Source organism: Blastopirellula sp. SH421, from assembly GCF_057808535.1.
This window is the reverse complement of the sequence record NZ_CM173712.1, coordinates 6213187-6226288: the sequence shown is the minus strand read 5'-3', so window position 1 is coordinate 6226288 and position 13102 is coordinate 6213187. Positions and strand designations below refer to the sequence as shown.

The following is a 13102-nucleotide window of genomic DNA, read 5'->3' as shown; positions in this document are numbered from 1 at the left end:
GAAATCTGGCGTTGTTTCTTGATTCTTTCGCGACTTTCGCCGGCGTTTTGAACTACGTTTCGGTTGACGGTGAAATTGCCACTGCGGTGAATTGGCCGTCGGCTTCGCACTTGCGGCGGAGTTCTCTTCTCTGGTCCGATCCCTTTTCCTATCAACGCACGCAGTATGCTCCGAGTACGCAAACTACGAACTGCCGAACGCCGGGGGGCGACCTTGGTCGAAACCGCTTTGGTGATGCCGGTATTTTTTGTGTTTGTGTTTGCGATTATGGAGTTTGGCCATGCGACGATGGTCTCGAATGTTCTAAAAAATTCTTGTCGAAATGCGGCCCGCTGGGGCGCGGCGAGCGGAGCGACGACTGAAGAAGTTGTCGCGTACGCACGCAATCAAATGAAATCCGCCGTCAACACGAACGCGGTGACCATCCAGGTCAAAGACGCGAGTTTCTTTGATGATGGCGGTGAGCTTCCGGCGAATTCCAATGAATGGTCCGCGTTGTCCGATATCGAGTTATCGGACGCCGAGTCGCGGCAGATGTTTTTGATTCGTGCGACGGTCCGTTACGGTGACGTGACTATTTTGCCTCAGCCGTGGCTAGGAAATGTAGTGTTGGGGGGGCAATCGATCACGCGGCACGAGTAGCCTGATTGGATCTGATCGCTTGCAGCCCTAGTAATTAAGAAGAGAGGAGAGACGCTAATGTTACGTCGCAATCTAACGCATGCCGCGAATCGTCGCGGAACCGCGACGGTCGAGTTCGCTGTGATTGCGCCTCTCTTTTTGACGATGGTCATCGGCTTACTGCAGGGGAGCAAACTGTTTGACTCACATTCGGTGATGGCGCAGGCGGCGCGAGATGGTGCGCGGCTAGGCGCCATGGATCGCGCCGATTGGGTGTCGCAAGGTATTCGATCCAATGACAAAATCGCCCAAGACGTTCGTAACACGTTGGCAGTCGCTGGATTTGATCCGGACGACGTCGACGTTTTGATTGAGTTTCCTGACGACCCGGGCAACACGTTCGACTTGGATGATCCCGCAAACGATTTCAAGCTTTTTGAACTGCGCATCGAAGTGCCGCTCACGCCGCTAAGCAGTGCGCACAGCGATAATGAAAACCAATTCAAGCTAGTGAGCAAGGTCGTCTTCCGGAATAGCAAGAGCACGATTGTGCAGTGAGCTTGCCGCGATCCCGACCTAATTAAATACGCCGACTTACTGGGGAGAACTTTGCGATGATTCGTTTCGCTTTTAATTCGACTGGCCAACGAGCTGCTCGCAAAGGGATCTTTGTTGTCTTGGCCGCGATTGTGATGGTAGTGCTGTTCGGGTTTATTTCGTTGGGCATCGACACGGGCTTGATATCGCTTGAACAGGCGCGGATGCAGAACGCGGTTGACGCCGCCGCATTGGCCGCATCGCAAGAGATTACGTCGGCGGTAGCGCAGGCCGGCGATACCGGCGGAGACCCAAACTCGATTTCGATTGCTTTCGCCAAACAGATGGCGGTCGAAGTTGCTGCGGCGAACGGCGTATTTCTGAATCCCGATCGGGACGTCGTGTTTGGCAAGCGGACCTACGAGCCTGGCAGCGAAGAGTGGAGCTATGATTGGGGAACCGGGCCGTACAACGTGGTCAAGGTCGAGGCGCATCGCGATCAGCCGAATCTAGAAGCCCCCGATGGCCGTGTGCCGTTGGCGTTTGGCTGGGCGGTTGGCGTCCCTTCGGTGCCGCTGGTGACATCGGCGACCAGCTTTGTCGAAGCTCGCGACTTGGTGGTCGTGCTCGACTTTTCTGGTTCGATGAACGATGACAGTCAATTCAGAGCCATCAATCGATTGGGCAAAGAATCGATCACGCAAAACTTGCGAGACATTTTTACGTCGATGAGTCCCAACGTCGGCAACTTGCCGCTGGAGCCTGCTTATCTGACGGTGGTTGGCGCGGCTCCGACCAATGGTTGCGATTCGCAGATTCAGGTCACGTTTAAAGGGACGGAAGTGTACGTGCAGTCTACGAAGGATCTCTCCAACGTGGTGCTGCAGTTTGACAACGGCAACAGGTATAAGTTTGACAATCTCAGCCAAGGGAAGAAGGGGACCTTTCAAGGGACCGGCTATAACAGCAATCGCGAAATCACCAAGGTGTGGGTCAAGTCAGGCTGCAACGACAGCGGTGAAGGTTCGGGCTATGGCGAACGCTTTGAAGATACGAATAGCGCGGTGAAGCTTGCGTTTGGACTAAACAATCTTGCGTATCCTTATGCGTCAGGCAGCTGGGACGACTACATCAACTATTGCCGCGACGATGGCGATGTCCGCTCGGCCGGCTATCGCAACATGTATGGCGGCATCACGCTGGCCAATTACTGGTTGGCGAGAAAGTACAATTCGTGGCAGACCGAGGATCTCTGGAAGTCGCCCCACTATCCGTTTCACGCGGTGAAAAACGGGTTCACGCTGTTTCTCACTTTTTTGGATGATCTCGACTTTGGTGATGAAGTTGGCGTAATCTCCTATGACGAAAGTAGTCGCGTCGAGCATACGTTGGACGAACATGGCGTCTACGCGTCGCTGGGCGGCAACAACATCAGCGACGAATACGACACGCTAAATCTGATTCAATTTCATAAACAGGCAGGACATTACGGTTCGTACACCGGCATGGGCTACGGCGTGAATGAAGGAAGTCAACTGCTGGCCGAACATTCGCGCCATGGAGCGCGGCCAACGATGGTGCTGATGACCGATGGCCAGGCCAACCGCTATCCTCCCAATTGGAAATTGCCAAGCAACTGGGACTGGGACGACTATACCGACATGAATGGAGATGGTCACGCCGACTATAGCACCAGCGACAAGTCAAAGCAGTATGCCTTTTACGAAGCGATCCAGGCACGCAATCGGGACGTGACGATTCACACGATGAGCGTTGGCTTGGATGCTGATCGATCATTGATGACGGCGATCGCATTTGCTGGCGGCGGCATTCATATCGCAGTTCCCGGCGGAGCGACGGTGGCCGAAATGCAGCAGCAATTGCTGGATGCGTTTGGTCAGATCGCCGCCAAGGTTCCGCCGCCGCAATTGGTTTACGAGATCACGACGGATTAATACGGGACGTGTCCTGCCGGATGGTCGGCGGCGATCTTGATCGCCGTCGGCCATCCACCCTCACACCGCAGAGAAAATAGCTTTGCGATCGGTTGAGTTGTTGCGAGTGTTGCCGTTGCTGACAAAGGCCGTCCTGTCCTGGGGACGGCCTTTGTTTTTCTTGGCGCCCCCGCAGAAGATGAAATCTTGGACGGGGCTCGTTAGACTAAGAGAACCGGTTCGCCCGTTTCGCTCCTCAAAACAGAGCTCGCCCATGTTCTCTTGTCGATTAACCCTTGCCGCACTCTTGCTGCTGACTTCGCTATTAGCCGCAGGCGAGTACAATCCGGTCAAAAGCGTCGGCGACAAAGCGCCCGCCTGGAAAAACTTGCCAGGCGTCGATGGTCAACAACACTCGCTAGCCGACCTGCAAGCTAAGGAAGTGGTGGTGGTGGCGTTCACCTGCAATACCTGTCCATATGCGGTTGACTATGAAGATCGGTTGCAACGTCTGGCCGCTCGCTACACAGCGGCTGACAGTCGTGTCGCCGTGGTTGCGATCAATTGCAACCTGGTCGAAGAGGATTCATTGGAAGCGATGAAAGCCCGCGCCGCCGAGAAAAAGTTTACGTTCGCCTATCTTGCCGATACGTCGCAAGAGAGCGGCAAACAATTTGGCGCGACGCGGACGCCGGAGTTTTTTGTGCTGAACAAAAAACGTGAGATCGTCTACATGGGCGCCTTGGATGATTCGACCGACGCCGAGCAGGCGCAGACCAACTACGTGCAACTAGCGATTGACGCTGCGCTGAATGGTGAACGCCCCGCCAAGACCGAAACGATCGCGATCGGTTGCAACATCCGCTATAAACGCACGCGCCGTTAGGCGACTAGACTATATATTCCCCAAGTTGGCTCTCCCCTCCCCTGCACTTTAGGAGCTTCCCCCATGCGTATGCTTTTCACCTTTTTGTGCCTGTTTGCGTTGGCGATCCCAGGCTTAGCCGCCGAGGCGAAACTAAAAGCGTTGATCATTGATGGTCAGAACAATCACGGCGTCTGGCCCAAGACGACGCAGATGATGAAAGCCGATCTGATTGCGAGCGGCCTATTTAGCGTGGACGTTGCGACGACCCAGCCGAAATCGACCGCGGGATTTGCACCTGCTTTTAAAAACTATGACGTGGTCATCAGCAACTACAACGGTCAGGCTTGGCCGCAAGCGACGCAAGACGCGTTTGTCGACTATGTGAAAAGCGGCGGTGGGCTGGTCGTGATTCATGCGGCTGACAATGCATTTGGCGATTGGGAAGAGTACAACCGCATGATCGGGCTCGGCGGCTGGGGAGGCCGCAACGAGAAGTCTGGCCCCTATGTTTATTACGGGAAAGATGGAGAAGTCGTCCGCAACACCGATCCAGGCTCGGGCGGGCGCCATGGCGCGCAACATCCTTTTCAGATTGTGGTGCGTGACAGCGAGCACCCGATCACCCAAGGGATGCCGAAGGCTTGGATGCATAGCCAAGACGAACTATACGATCAGCTACGCGGCCCCGGCGAAAACATGCAGATCCTAGCGACCGCCTATGCAGAGCCTGGCAAAGGAGGGAGCGGACGACACGAACCGATGCTGATGACGATCCAGTATGGCGAGGGGCGCGTCTTTCACACGCCGATGGGACACGGCGACTACTCGATGGAGTGCGCTGGTTTTATCACCACATTGTGTCGCGGCGCCGAATGGGCGGCGACCGGCGCAGTGACGCAGCCGATCCCAGCAGACTTTCCGACCGCGACCGAGGAAAGCAAACGCGTGGCAAAATAGGTAGTTTCGCAAAGCATCGCACACCACCTTTGACGGGCGCCGGTTTATTCGGCGTCCGTTTTTTTGTGTCCAAAAATACTCCTGGCGGGGTAATTTGTAAGAAAATTAGGGAGTTATGAGTTTTTTGCCTGTCTCAAAACGGCCGGAGTCATAATAATCCCAGCAATATCTGCTTTTCTAAGTTCATATCTTATCCCGTAGGTTCGTTTATGGAAAAAAGACGCGCTTTTACGCTTGTGGAGCTGTTGGTGGTGATCGCCATCATCGGTGTTCTCATCGCTTTGTTGTTGCCTGCCGTCCAGCAAGCGCGCGAAGCGGCTCGTCGTATGTCATGCACAAACAACATCAAACAGCTTGTGCTTTCGCTGCACAACTATGAGTCCTCGTTTAAGGTCTTCCCGACCGGTCGACTGGGCTGTGACGGTGCTTGTAACCCTACGAATGGGCCTGGCACGAGTGGTTTTGTACTGATGTTGCCGCAGCTAGAACAAGGGGCGCTTTATGATCAGTTTGCGCCTTATGGACCGAATAATGCTTTCCCCGGAAATTTACCCAGTACCGTCCTTTCGGCGCGACCCGATGCATTCGTTTGCCCCAGTTCGACCATGCCTGCGATAGTCACGCTAAGCGGCAAAGATTGGGCGACTTCCAGCTACGCTTTTTGCTCTGGGCACTTTGGTCCCGATCAAGGAATCGGCGCCAAAGTGAAGTGGGAAAATAGCGGGTTGTTCGTCTATCGCGACTCCAAAAAAATGGCCGATGTGACCGATGGTTTGACCAATGTCTTTGTCATCGGCGAAGTGGTGGACGGTCATGACGAACGGGGCCGCAACCGTTGGGCGATTGCCGGTCGTTTAGAGGATATGCTCCGTTCGACGCGTAACCCGGTTAACACAATGCCGGGCCAAGGACAAACGACCAGTCCCTATGGAATTCCCTTGAATGCAGCGTTCGCTAGTCGTCATCCCGGCGGCGGCAACTTTGGTTTTGGTGATGGTTCGGTCGCGTTCATCGCAGAGACGATCAACTTGACTGTCTATCGAAACCTTGGACAACGCGCTTCTGGCGTACCCAAGTCTTACTAATAGGATAAGGGTCGAATCCGATGATGCGTTTTTCAACTTGTTTCGCGATCGCACTTGCGCTCGCGACGTGCGGTTGTAGTAAAAAAGGGGACGGCATCGTTCCCGTCTCGGGCAGGGTAATGATTGATGGTCAGCCGTTAGCGGCCGGTGTCGAAGGTTTTATCACGCTCGCGCCTGCCAGCGGTCGACCAGCTATCGGCAAGATCGACGGAGAGACCGGCCGCTTCACCCTGACCACTTATGAAGATGGTGATGGTGCATTGATGGGGCCACACGAAGTCACGGTCACATTGAATGCACTAGGACGCGGCGGAAATCCGGTGTCGTTGATCCCTGAAAAGTATCAAGAATTTCAGACATCGGGGCTGACTACCAAAATTGATGGGCCAACCGATTCGCTCTTGATTGAACTTGAAGGCCCCTTTCAACCCAACATCAAGACGTACGATCCGCGGGCGATGGGCGATGATCCGGGGTTCTGATCCTCTGGGGCAAATCGACTAGCGAATCGAAGCGATCAACTTCTCAAATCTCGGCTTCCACTTGGGGCCACCAAGATCGGGATAGAGCGTTTGTAAGTACTTCAGCAGCTTGGCCGCTTCAGCACTTTCGCCCAATGAAATTTGCAATTGCGCCGTTTCGTACTTCGCTTGATACCAGCGATCGGATTGCGGCTGGCTCATTTTAGCGCCGATCAGCCGCCAGATATTTAGCGCCTCGCGGCGCTCGGCGGCCGATCCTTCGGCGGCCAGCAGTTCGGCTAGTGCGACTTGCATCACCACATCTTTGGGCTGGGATTTGGCGACGGCCCGCATCTCGGCCAACGCCGCTTGGCGATTGCCGGAAGAGGCCAGCGCCTCGGCCTCATACTTTTGTAGTTGTGCTTGTTGCAGCGGCGTTAGCTGCGCCGTACGTGGTTTGAGTTGACCGATCGCTTTCAACTGAAGTTGGGCGAGTTGTGCTTTCGCGTCGCCCACTGCGGTTCGGCTGAGCTGCTGCAGCGCGGCGACCATTTGAAACAGCTTCTCGGGTTCTCCTCCACTGACGTCGGTCAGCGCGACGGCGGCGCCTTGCTGGTCTCCCCCTCCGGCCAGCGCCACGACAAGCAGCGACTGCATTCGGCCGCGCCAATCATTGGGGGCGTCCACATCGGCTTGCAGGGCCAAGCGGATGGTCGATTGGGCCGTTTCATAGGCATCTTGTCGATAAAACAGCAGCAGTTCGGCGAGCGCTTCGGCGGCGGTCCGGCGAGCTTCAGCCGAGGGCGAAGTCAGCGCGTAGGATTCGAGCATCGTTTGCACTTTATCGATGTCGCGCGGCAGCAGGGCGCCAGATACGCTGGCTTGAGCAAAATGCTCGCGAATGGCCGCGGCGGCCAGCACAGCGACTTCGGCGGCTCCAGTAAAATTCGCAGGGACCGTAAGCAATGTTTCGATCGCTTCGCCTGCCTGATCGTGAGCCATCTGGTACTGGGCCAACCAGACTCGCGCTCGCTCGGCCGTATCACTGTTGGGCCATTGCGTTAGATGCTCGCGTAGTAGATTGACATAGGTTTTATCGGTCAGAGCCGGATCAGCCCGCATTGCGAGCGATTGATAGTAGGCGGCTGTCAGATGCGTTTGAGCGGCGGTCGCTTGCGATGGAAACAAGTTGGCGAGTTGCCGCAGCCGTTTGGCGGCTGGAACGTATTGCTGCTGCTTGGCCAAAACCGCCGCGGCCGTTTGGCGAAGTTGAAACTCACGGTCGCCATCTTTCTCTTCCGCCGCAGCGGCAGCCGCGCGATCGTAGGTGGCGACAGCATCGATATATTGTTCGCGGCGAAAATAGCCATCCGCAGTCCGTTGCAGCAGATCAATGTCTTTGGAGCCTGCCGACTGGGCGTTTTGCGTTAGCAGCAATTCGGCGCGGCGTGACCAATAGGCGCCGTAAAGTTGATCGAGATCGCGAATCACCGCCGAGGCTTGCGCTTGCCATTTCGCGCCCTGGGCATCACCGCTTTTGGCGGCAGCTTGCCACAGCGCCACGTAAGTTTGAAAGTAAGCGAAGTCAAGTTCTGGCGAGGTCGCGCCGGCGAGTTGACGACCCTGGGCGATCAGTTTTTTCGCGACGGTTAGTTGGCCAGCATCGAGCGCCAAGAGAATCTGCTCGGCTTTCGCATTCAACAGTACGCTGGCCGGCGGTTTGTCCGCAGCGAGCGTGGTGATTGCGTTCTCTGCCGCTTGGTACTGCTGCAACAGCCGCAGAGCGCGAATTTCGGCCAAGCGGCTAGGCCAGGTAATCGGCGATGAGTCGCCGAGCTTGGTCAGCGGTTCAAGCGTCGACAAGACTTGCGTCAACGAATTGATTCGATCAAGACTTTCTGGCGGATACGTGAGCGCCTGATTCTCGAACGCGCGGGCCAGCTCAAACTGCAAATTGCGTGACAGGCCGGTCAGTTCTTCGCTGCTAAGTCCTGTTGCGTCGCGCTGCGTATCGGCGACGATCGTTAAGCGTTTGGCTTCGGCCAGCAGAGTTTCGAGCCGCGCTATGGACTTGCGCAATAACAATTGAGTCTGTTCGACTGGTTCGGAGCCGGGAGCGCCCAGTTCGGACTCTTGCCGGGTCAGTTCGGCTTGAGTCAGCATCGCCAAGGCGGCTTGCGCTTCGACCACCACTTGGCGTGGATCTCCGCTGAATTGTTTGGCGTATTCCGCTGGAACGCTTTGCGCGGCGTTCCACCAACGGCTCCGCTCGCCAGTGGAGGAGTTCAGCGCATGCGCGGCGAAGGTGCGTATTAATTCGCCGGCCATCACGCTCCGCTGGTCAGCATCTTGGTCGGGCGCCACCAAGCGCTGGGCGGCGTATTTTTCAGCCAGTTCAAACAGTTGCCGTTGCCGTAGGCCGGCGATCAAGCGCACATCCGGCGACTCTTCCGCCGCCAGACGACTGGCGCATAGTAGGAGTATCATTCCTAGCAGAGTGCAGATTGGGCGAATGCGTGACATAGCGAACGATCAGCTTTTCGGATCAACGGCGAATTGAATGTCTTGAAAATTGAGTTCGCGAGCCAGATCGTAAAGATCAATCACGTCGCCCACTCCGACGGCGCCATCGGCGTCAATCACCAGCGGCACGTCGTTTTTGATGCTCGCCAGCACTTGCATCAACTGACGAACCTCGGACAGTTGGTAGCGAGGTTGATCGTTCACCTTCCAGACCAGCCGACCATTTTCCTGGGTCAGACGCACAACCACTTGTTCAAAGTCGGCCAGTTCCGGTGGCGGAGGAGGCATGTTGACGCCGGTTCCCATCTGCGGCGTGATGCTGCTGGGAAGTGAGTACTCGACAACCTGAAAGCTGGCGGTCCACAAAAAGAAGACTAACAGCAGAAACACGACGTCGATCATCGGCGTCATCGAAATTTGCAAACTCTGGCGATCCACATAGGGAGAGTGACGGCGCATTAGCGAGCATCCTTCCCACGGATCACCGCAAAATTGACATTCCAAACACCGGCTTCTGCGGCGGCCAGCATGATCGGTTTGACATACTCGTACGGGACATTGCGATCACAGCGGATGCGGACTTCCAGATCGTCACCGGACTGGCTGCGTTGGAACTGCAGTCGCTGGCCGATTTCGTCCAGCGTGACCGGCTTGCCTGCCAACAAGATGCGACCATCGACTTCGACATTCACTACCACGCGCGGGCGCTGATCGTCGATGATCTCGTTGCCAGTTTCTGCGGTCGGCAGCGGTAGCGGCAATTGACTTTCTTGTTTCGCCAAATGGCTGGAGACAAGAAAGAAAATAATCAACAGAAAGACGACGTCAATCATCGGCGTCATGTTGAACTCGAATTGTCCTGGTCGCAGGTTGGCGTGGACTTTCAAACGCTGCGACCTCCCTGCGTCGCGGCGGCTGCTTGACGACGACGACGCTTGAGCGGCGTAAAGACTTGCTGCGCTTCATAGGCGCACTCGGCGACTAGCTCGTCGACCCAGTTGCGAAAGACCGCGAACGCGCCGAGCGAAGGAATCGCGACCAGTAGGCCGCCGACCGTTGTAACCAACGCTTGATAAATACCTTCCGCTAGATCGGCCGCGCCCGCTGCGCCTTGCGTGCTGGCGACTTGTTGAAAGGCGAATATCATCCCGGTCACTGTCCCCAGCAGACCAACCATCGGCGCGATATTGCCGATGACTGACAGGTACTCGATCTTGCGGAAGAGTCGCGCCGATTGCTCGGCGACAGAGTCTTCCAGCGCTTTTTCGACTCCGCTCCAACCGCTGTCGAGTTCTGAAATGCCGCTAAGCAGGACAAACGCCAGAAAGCTGGGACGCGTATGGCAAGCCTTTTCGGCCTCCTTCACGTTTCCAGCGACCAAGAGTTCGCGGACTTCCTCGGCGAGACCCGGCGGCGCCAACTCTTTGTGGCGAATCGCCATCGCATGTTCAAACACCAGGTAAGCCGCGGTCAACGAGAGCGCCAGCAAAAACAGCATGATCAAGTTGCCGACGATCCCGCCTGAGAGCAGGATGTCGATAAAGCCGGCGCCTTGCGGCGGAGCACTAGTGATGTTGGGTTGCGGGTCAGCAGCGACCGGCGTCGCATTGTCTTGCGCCAACAGCTGGGTTGCAGCGCCTGGTTGTTGCGTGGTGTACCAGTAGCCGCTGCCGATCATCGCCAGCGCGAGGGACCAGATTGTAATGCGGGTCAAATTCGCCAAGTTCGTCTCCTTACGGCGCAGCGCCGCCTGCTTGTTCCATGCGTGCGGCGGCCTCGCGACCGATCGCATTGGCGGCGGGATAGTCAGTAATAATTTCGCGATAGAGACGCTTGGCTTGCACCGGGCGTCCTGAAAGTTCCAGTTGTTTGCCAGCGCGAAGCAGCGCTTCGGCCGCCAACGGTCGATCGAGATTGTCGAGGATCGGAATCCGCAAATACTCAATCACCGCTTGGTCTGACTGTTGATCGCGGGCCAGTGCATCGCCCAGCAAAAGCCGTGGTCCGCTTTGCACGACCAGCGGCAACCGTTCAATCTCTTGACGGCGCAGGCGAAGTTGTTCGGCCGTTTGTGCTGTCGGCGGTTGAGTGCGCCACAACTGCATTGCGGCCAGCAACGCTAGTTCTTGCGGCGCCGATGTTTGTAATCGCTGCAGCGCAGTAATCGCTTGAGAACGCTCGGCGGCGCTCAACAAAAAGCTGGCCCCCATCAGTTGCGCATGGGGAGATTCGGTTTGTCCCAGCCAAGCGATGGCGGCGCGATGCAAATTGACGTCGGGCTCGCCGGTTTTCCAGGCCAGCGGCATTGCATCCAGATACGGCGTATAAGGATCGGTAGCGATCAACGCCAAGAAGGCTTCGCCGGCCGCATCATTTCGTCCGAGATTGCGTCGGCAGCGGGCCATCTCGGCGATTAAGATTCGTTTGACCCAGGGACGCTTTTCGCCGCGATATGCTTCTTGAAATGCGATTTCGGCTTCGGGGAATTTCTTCTCCGCAACCAAGGTTTGCCCCTGTAGCATCGGCTGAGGCCAGTCGGATTCGACCTTGGCCACTTTGGCTGCGGGAATCTCGATCTGGCGACCACTCAGATTCGTCATCGTCAGCGTTTCGCCGGTGTAGTCGTTGACCGTGCCGACCAAGACCTCGGGTCCCCGCGACTCGGCCGAGCGCTGCAGATAAACGCGATCTTCAGCAGCAGCGTTTAGAACGCCGGCCAGCACAACGACTAACACATACGAAATCTGCCCAGGCGAGTTCAACGTCGCGCCCCCAACTTGGAGGTGTCGATGTAAACATGCTGTCCGCCGTTTTCTTCAGCCAGGCGAACCAAAAAATTGCGGCGACCATCCGATGGCCCGACGCCAAATTCGATCGTGTTGATCACGGCGCTGCGATTGCGGCGGCGGATGTCGGCCATCTCTTGTTCGGATGGGGCGCCGTCGGCGTCGGTCAAAAAGAAGATCACTTCGGGGCTGGTCGCCAGCGCCATGTAGAGCGCCTTCAAATGGTCCGTGCCGCCGGTAGCGATGATGCTGCCGATAAATTGTTCGGCGAGCGCTTTCCCTTGCTCATCGGCAAAGACCATCCGTGGTGTTCCGCCCAACGGATTAAACGGACGCGGTTCTTCGTTGTAGAAGATGATTTGAAATTGATGCAGTTTGTCGAGATCACGCAGGCTTGCGAGCAGTTCACTTTTGGCGGCCGCCAAGGGTCGGCCTGCTGAATTGCCCATGCTGCCAGAACGATCAAAGACATATGCGAAGCGGCTGCCGGTCCCTTCGATCCCAAACACGCGGGTCTTGCCGGCGCCTTCGAGCCCGGCTTTGGAGCCACCGCCGCCATCGGTCAAACCGCTGGCGCTGGGGAGGCCGGTCATGTCCGACCCCCTGGTTTCTCCCCCTTCGCCGGTCGGCAAAAAGCCGGCCATGTCTAGCGGCGGTTGGTCGGCCGAGGGCAAGCTCTCTGACATTGCCGCTTCGGCGGTGGAGGGAGCGTTGGCCGCGTCGGCCGCATCGTTTTGATCCCCATCGACATAGTCAGTGCGGCCATCTGAACGCTCGGCCAAGACGATGCCGCCGCTACGACTTGGTTCATTCGCGGCGCCACGTGGCGCCGAGCGAATCGTGATCGCCAGCACAAGGATGACCGACGCATGGACCAGCATCGACATCAACCAAGCCGGCAGCGCAAAGCGACGCTTTGCGACTTCGCTTTCGGACTCTGGCGGATGGGTTGGGGTGATCATTTGGGGCAGTTAGTTGTTGCGTTTATGGGGGGATTAGTCGAAAACGTTCCCATTAGCCAGCAGCGCCAGCGAGGGAATTCGTCCGGCTACGCCCACACGGACTGAAGTAGCATGCCGCATTCCCTCGCTGGCGCTGCGGGCTAGTGTCCAATGTGGTTCCTATCAATGGACGCTCTGCGGCGCGGATTCTAGGGCGACGCGCACTTGGGGTCAACGTTGGATCAGCCGCAGGCAGTCGCTAGCAGTCTGGGGCCTACTCTGCATTATGTCCGGTTTTCGCGATTTGGGGACAATTTTGGCGATCGGCCCCCGCTAGGGACCAGCAAAGGATCAGGGACTGGTCGTTGGATGCCAGAGCTGAGCATCCC

Annotated in this window: 13 protein-coding genes; 7 read left to right on the top strand and 6 right to left on the bottom strand. The window is 56.9% G+C overall.

From position 1 onward, the window contains the following. Window positions 1–165 precede the first annotated feature (165 nt). From SH421x_RS25320 to SH421x_RS25290, 7 genes are all read left to right on the top strand, one after another. The gene (locus SH421x_RS25320; RefSeq protein WP_488852807.1) at window positions 166–642 is read left to right on the top strand and encodes a TadE/TadG family type IV pilus assembly protein; all 477 of its coding nucleotides are present in this window, start codon (window positions 166–168) and stop codon (window positions 640–642) included. Window positions 643–699: 57 nt separating this feature from the next. After that, window positions 700–1179, top strand: coding sequence for a TadE/TadG family type IV pilus assembly protein (locus tag SH421x_RS25315; protein WP_488852806.1), 480 nt, complete (start codon window positions 700–702; stop codon window positions 1177–1179). Window positions 1180–1235: 56 nt separating this feature from the next. Further along, window positions 1236–3113, top strand: a complete 1878-nt coding sequence (locus SH421x_RS25310; RefSeq protein ID WP_488852805.1) for a pilus assembly protein TadG-related protein — start codon at window positions 1236–1238, stop codon at window positions 3111–3113. Window positions 3114–3366: 253 nt separating this feature from the next. Next, a complete protein-coding gene (locus SH421x_RS25305) occupies window positions 3367–3978 on the top strand; it encodes a thioredoxin family protein (RefSeq protein ID WP_488852804.1) in 612 nt (203 codons plus the stop codon). Window positions 3979–4041: 63 nt separating this feature from the next. Next, window positions 4042–4917: a ThuA domain-containing protein gene (locus SH421x_RS25300; protein WP_488852803.1), complete on the top strand. Its 876-nt coding sequence runs from the start codon at window positions 4042–4044 to the stop codon at window positions 4915–4917. A 209-nt stretch (window positions 4918–5126) separates the two neighbouring features. Continuing rightward, window positions 5127–6002 carry a DUF1559 family PulG-like putative transporter gene (locus tag SH421x_RS25295; RefSeq protein WP_488852802.1) on the top strand — a complete coding sequence of 292 codons (876 nt, stop codon included), beginning with the start codon at window positions 5127–5129 and terminating at the stop codon, window positions 6000–6002. Between the two features lie 20 nt (window positions 6003–6022). Continuing rightward, on the top strand, window positions 6023–6484 hold the full coding sequence (locus SH421x_RS25290) for a hypothetical protein (RefSeq protein ID WP_488852801.1): 462 nt from the start codon (window positions 6023–6025) through the stop codon (window positions 6482–6484). Between the two features lie 18 nt (window positions 6485–6502). Here the strand turns inward: SH421x_RS25290 and SH421x_RS25285 are convergent, their stop codons facing one another. Genes SH421x_RS25285 through SH421x_RS25260 form a run of 6 tightly spaced genes read right to left on the bottom strand, consistent with a single transcriptional unit; the run spans window position 6503 to window position 12734 of the window. After that, entirely contained in the window at window positions 6503–8986 is a 2484-nt protein-coding gene (locus SH421x_RS25285) for a hypothetical protein (RefSeq protein WP_488852800.1), read from the bottom strand. Between the two features lie 9 nt (window positions 8987–8995). Beyond that, window positions 8996–9445 carry an ExbD/TolR family protein gene (locus SH421x_RS25280; protein ID WP_488852799.1) on the bottom strand — a complete coding sequence of 150 codons (450 nt, stop codon included), beginning with the start codon at window positions 9443–9445 and terminating at the stop codon, window positions 8996–8998. Continuing rightward, window positions 9445–9873, bottom strand: a complete 429-nt coding sequence (locus SH421x_RS25275; protein ID WP_488852798.1) for an ExbD/TolR family protein — start codon at window positions 9871–9873, stop codon at window positions 9445–9447. The genes SH421x_RS25280 and SH421x_RS25275 overlap by 1 nt, the downstream gene beginning before the upstream one ends. After that, complete coding sequence (locus SH421x_RS25270; protein WP_488852797.1) at window positions 9870–10709, bottom strand: MotA/TolQ/ExbB proton channel family protein; 840 nt, start codon at window positions 10707–10709, stop codon at window positions 9870–9872. Before SH421x_RS25270 ends, SH421x_RS25275 begins: the two co-directional genes overlap by 4 nt. A gap of 10 nt (window positions 10710–10719) precedes the next feature. Next, on the bottom strand, window positions 10720–11748 hold the full coding sequence (locus tag SH421x_RS25265) for a tetratricopeptide repeat protein (protein ID WP_488852796.1): 1029 nt from the start codon (window positions 11746–11748) through the stop codon (window positions 10720–10722). Further along, window positions 11745–12734, bottom strand: coding sequence for a vWA domain-containing protein (locus SH421x_RS25260; RefSeq protein ID WP_488852795.1), 990 nt, complete (start codon window positions 12732–12734; stop codon window positions 11745–11747). The genes SH421x_RS25265 and SH421x_RS25260 overlap by 4 nt, the downstream gene beginning before the upstream one ends. Window positions 12735–13102: the final 368 nt, after the last annotated feature.